We start from the raw sequence: 3,062 nt of genomic DNA on the forward strand, positions 1-3,062 counted from the left end.
TGGCATTCACGCCGCACTCGCGTCTCGCGTGCCAGGCGCGATACCGAGGCGCCGGGCTGCCGACACAGTGCCACCAGTTCCGACTTCGCCGCTTCGTCGTACACGCTGCGTCCGTCGCTCTTGTGCCCCACCACCAGCCGGCGTTTGAGGGCTTCCAAATCGTCTGTCATTTACGTTCCCATGTTCATCTATGTGGGAACGTAGGCTGTCAGGTCACAGACCGCGGCTCAAGGACGTGGTTCATTGATCGCATACGGTTGAGCGAGCAAAAGAGCTGGTCTACTACCGAATGGCCAGCCAGCTCCCTCCTCACTTTCAGCTCTTGCTAGCCGAAGCCACCGGGCGGCCGCCTCCCGACGATGCAGACTGAAAGCGCGCGGCGACCCTGGCCCTATCCACTGGGACAGTGCGCCATCAAGAAGTACCCGCGCTTGCTGGGGCGCTTGACGGCCCGGTGCTCGGCGTGTGCGGCGCTTTTAGCGCGCAGGGGGCGGCATCTGCTTCTGTAGGCTTGCCAGAATCAGCGACAGGCCAAGTGCAATCTGATTCAGCTCAGGCCTGGCCACTACGCGCTCAACCTGCCCGAGCAAATCTGTTTCAGATTGCGGCCCAGGAGCCGTCCGGCTCTCGGCGACAATAGCCATGCATCGCTCGATGACGGCCGCAGGTGGGTCCACCTCCCCTTTCTCATACTTGGAGATCTGCGATTGGCTGAAATTGCCTAACACGCGGCCAAACTCAGCCTGCTTCATCTGCCCGCGCGCGGCCCGGATGAGTACGGCTACTTTGAAGGCTTTCGGGTCCAGCGGATCGTGTTGAAGCGACGGCATCTTTCTTCGCATTCTCCATGGGAATATGGTATTCTAAGCGAGAATTTTATGTTGCACGTCCACCGACCTCAGCCGAGCGGCTCTAGCTCACCAGCCAGCGATACCCCATTGCTTCACGCAGGCCCATATACGTTCGTCCGGAGGTCGGCACCCCGGCCTTCAGCGGTCTTCGATACTTACTGGCGGTTTGCCGTCGAGCGGCAGGCGATCTATCACCGGCGCGTCACAGGAGCCTCGTCACCGTGGACGGCTGACTCGATCCTGCAGCAGCACAAGTTCACAAACGCGTATCGCGCGGCCGATCGCGTCAGTCAGTACCTGATTGGAGACGTCATCTACGGGCACAGCTTCGACTGGGCGTCGACGGTTCTGCGCGTCCTTCTTTTTAAGATTTTCAACAAGATTGAGACCTGGAAGCTGCTGGAGCATGTGTTCGGCTCGATAGATGCCAAAAGCTTCAACGTCGAAGCCTTCTCTAACGTGCTTGAGCAGGCCAGGGGCGCGGGCGGTGCGATCTATTCCGCCGCGTACATCATGCCTAGCGGCGTTTCAGCCGGTCCGCGGGGTCGCAAGCACGTCATGCATTTGGAACTCTTGGCATCTGAGATCGCCAAAGGGTTGCCGGCGGACCTGCAAGCGGCTCCCACGATGGAGGCGGCGTATCAGCGCCTGCTTTCGATCCCTAGCTTCGGGCGTTTCCTTGCCTACCAGTTCATCGTCGATCTGAACTACGCGGACGAGCTGAAGTTTTCTGAGATGGAGTTTGTCGTTCCTGGACCCGGCGCGCGCGACGGCATTCGAAAGTGCTTCGTCGACCTTGGCGACTATGACGAAACCGACCTCATTCGCTGGGTCACTGAGAGACAGTCAAAAGAGTTCGAGCGACTCGGGCTCAAGTTTTCGGACCTCTGGGGTAGACCGCTACAGCTTATCGATTGCCAGAACCTTTTTTGCGAAGTAGACAAGTACGCGCGTGTTGCGCACCCTGACGTCAGTGGGATCTCCGGTCGAACTCGCATCAAGCAGAAGTTTGCGGTCAACATGCATCCCGTGCCTACCCCTTGGTTTCCCCCGAAGTGGAAGATCAACGGGGCGATCCCAAAGGCCGCTCAAGCCGGCCGTTCGCGATAGAAATCAAGCGAGCGTCTATCGGCGTCCAGCCGTAGCCAGCCACCTCCGTTCTCGCGGAGCCGCCGAAACGCTTCGAAGCCGACGACAAACGCTCGCTGCCACTCGTACAGCGCGCAAGTTTCTACCTCTAGGCCTCGGACCATCCGCTGAACCAGCGTGAGTATGTTGTGGTCGATGCGGTCTACGTTTTGCAACATCGAGACGCCTCGCGCATAGTCCCAAATAGTGTGCGTGATCGCCTCTTCCACGATTGCAGCGCGCGCGCCGTCTTGCACCTCGTCTATCTCCCCTACGCTTTTGCGCTTGCAGCGAAACAGGGCTCGAGATACGGGCGACCAGCCCAGCACCGCCACATAGGCAAGGTGAAAGGCATCGTGGAAACGGTAACCATCGTCGGTGTGAGAATTGTCGGTCAGGCGATCACCGATGTTCAAGCCGTTAACGCGCAGAATCACTTCCACTTTGCTCGAGCCACGCGCCAGCTCCAAGACATTGATGTCTACACGCCTCGGGAGCTGTTCATGCGCTGGGTAATCGGCATCTGGCCAAGGCGCGGGCCCCACCGCCAGGCCACCGAAGTAGCTGTTACCTTTGGCGAGATTGAGGTGGCAGATTTCCTCAAGATCCATGTGCTCCGCACCGATTGCATCGAGCAAGGCATTCAACGTGTCGGCTATCGCACTCCGAAGTTCGTTCGTCGATCCGCTATCGCCGAGAGGCTGTGATGCGCTCATCAGCGCGCTGGCGGCGTGTGCCAATCGATAGATGTGGTTGAGCCCATCGCGCGAAGTTGAGCCAGGCTGGGTCGTTAACTCGCTGAGCGTCAAATTCGCGCGCGTCGCAATCTCCGCGATGTACCAAAGAACATCGCCGAACTCAATCTCCAGGTTCTTGTGACCCTGCCCCGATTTCACGTACACCAAGAAGTTGGAAACTTGAGCTGTATGGAGAATCGAAATGCGAGATAGCAAGCTGCCGAAACGGCAGTACACGGATGAATTCAGGGTCGAGGCGACCAGACTGGCGGAATCGGTCGGCAGCCACGAGGCGGCACGCCGGCTGGGGGTGCCGGTGGCAACGGTGGGCAACTGGAAGCGGCGG

At 59.2% G+C, this 3,062-nt stretch carries 4 protein-coding genes; 2 read left to right on the forward strand and 2 right to left on the reverse strand.

All coding sequences use genetic code 11. From position 1 onward, the window contains the following. Positions 1 to 476: 476 nt before the first annotated feature. Entirely contained in the window at positions 477 to 842 is a 366-nt protein-coding gene (locus AC1D2O_RS37550) for a helix-turn-helix domain-containing protein (RefSeq protein ID WP_478158915.1), read from the reverse strand. 96 nt (positions 843 to 938) lie between these two features. Here AC1D2O_RS37550 and AC1D2O_RS37555 point away from each other — a divergent pair, with 96 nt between their 5' ends. Then, entirely contained in the window at positions 939 to 1,961 is a 1,023-nt protein-coding gene (locus tag AC1D2O_RS37555) for a nucleotide kinase domain-containing protein (protein ID WP_478158916.1), read from the forward strand. On the opposite strand, the gene AC1D2O_RS37560 is transcribed toward AC1D2O_RS37555, so the two are convergent. Next, complete coding sequence (locus tag AC1D2O_RS37560; RefSeq protein ID WP_477650769.1) at positions 1,940 to 2,695, reverse strand: nucleotide pyrophosphohydrolase; 756 nt, start codon at positions 2,693 to 2,695, stop codon at positions 1,940 to 1,942. The two genes, AC1D2O_RS37555 and AC1D2O_RS37560, sit on opposite strands and share 22 nt — an antisense overlap. A 223-nt stretch (positions 2,696 to 2,918) precedes the next feature. On the opposite strand from AC1D2O_RS37560, the gene AC1D2O_RS37565 reads away from it, so the two are divergent. Continuing rightward, positions 2,919 to 3,062: transposase (locus AC1D2O_RS37565; RefSeq protein WP_478158917.1), on the forward strand; the 144-nt coding region annotated here is incomplete at its 3' end.

Source organism: Variovorax sp. P1_G12 (assembly GCF_056405555.1).

Bases quoted from the DNA above. Each gene is read 5' to 3' on its own strand.
- AC1D2O_RS37550 (WP_478158915.1), bottom strand. From the start codon at position 842: ATGCGAAGAAAGATGCCGTCGCTTCAACACGATCCGCTGGACCCGAAA.
- AC1D2O_RS37560 (WP_477650769.1), bottom strand. From the start codon at position 2,695: ATGAGCGCATCACAGCCTCTCGGCGATAGCGGATCGACGAACGAACTT.